This is a genomic window from Mesorhizobium sp. M1088, assembly GCF_040318575.1.
GTDB lineage: Bacteria > Pseudomonadota > Alphaproteobacteria > Rhizobiales > Rhizobiaceae > Mesorhizobium.
On the sequence record NZ_JAMYMO010000113.1, the window covers coordinates 1 to 1,254 of the forward strand.

Below are 1,254 nucleotides of genomic sequence, written 5' to 3' on the forward strand. Positions count from 1 at the left end.
CACCCGTTACGACGATCCGAAGTGATCGGCGCCGGCGCGCCGACCAACGATCGATCTAACCATCAAGACGATTTCGGGACAGGTGCCTTGGCGCATCGCTTACCGACAATTCCAGAATGGCCTCGTTGGTTTCCTGCCGGCGCTGATATCCCTCATACTGTAGTCGTTCGGCATAGGTGAGAAGCCTCGGATCTATGATGGTGCTGCCGACGGCCTTTCGGATCTGCCGCATGGATTTGCTAACCGCGTCGAGAAAGGCTCGGCTGGCGTTTTCCATCAGGTGCCAGCGGTCGGCCACCTGATCGGCATGCGGCAACGCCTTGGCGATCGCCTCGCCATATCCACCACCTCGGTCACGCGCGACGGTCGTGATGGACGGATGGCCCATGAGCCATGCCTGCGATGTCGCCTGCTCGCGATCAGGCAGCAATGTCACTGGCCTGCGGCGTTCGAGATCGCAGACAATCGTCCCGTATCGCTGACCGCGCCGGAATGCAAAGTCGTCAATGCCGATGATGGCGAGCTCATCACGCGGCTGTTCAGCCCTGCGGCGCACGACACGCAACAAGGTATCGTTGCTCACCGGCATCATGAGGCGATCGGCAAAGGCCGCAGCCGGCCTACCGCCAAGCGCGAGCCCCAAGTGATGAACGATCGTCTCAAGACGTCCGGTCCTTCGCGATAACGGAGCCAGAATATCGGCGCCAAACCGCTCGGCAAAAATGCGGCGGCGGCAAAGAACGGCGTCGCACCAGAAACGGCGAACCGTCACCCGCAGGAAAACCCGCCGACCGGCGATCGGCAAATCGGCGGCTTGCCGCAGATATCGGCTCTGGGTCCGGTGTGAACTGGTCCCACAGCACGGGCACGTTGCCGAAAGCGCCGGAGCGCGCACGTCAAGAAATACGCAATCCGTGTCGATCTCCGCATGCTCGACGACGAAGCCCGCCGGCGCCAGTTTCGTCGACCCAGATCTCCGTTCCATCGCGCTGATTCCCCCCTCGGAAAAATCGCGACTTCAGCCTTCACATGCAGCGAGATTGAGTCTGACCCCAAAAGTGGCCCCGGTTTTGAGACAACGACATGCATAGAAACAAAGACTTAAAGCGCGTCGCATGAATCCTTTTCGGCGCGACGCGCTTTAGGTGAGCTGTAAGCGGGTAGCTGATGCCGTTCAGCGGTGGTAGTTCCAAGGCATGAGCGCCTCGATAGCGCTGTTTGGCCAGCCATTGGCGATGCGCTCGAGGGTCTGGG

General features: G+C 60.8%; 1 pseudogene. It reads right to left on the reverse strand.

Going from position 1 to position 1,254, the window contains the following annotated elements:
• Positions 1-88 precede the first annotated feature (88 nt).
• Positions 89-985, reverse strand: a pseudogene (locus NKH49_RS34690) (ISL3 family transposase); the annotation flags it as partial.
• Positions 986-1,254 lie beyond the last annotated feature (269 nt).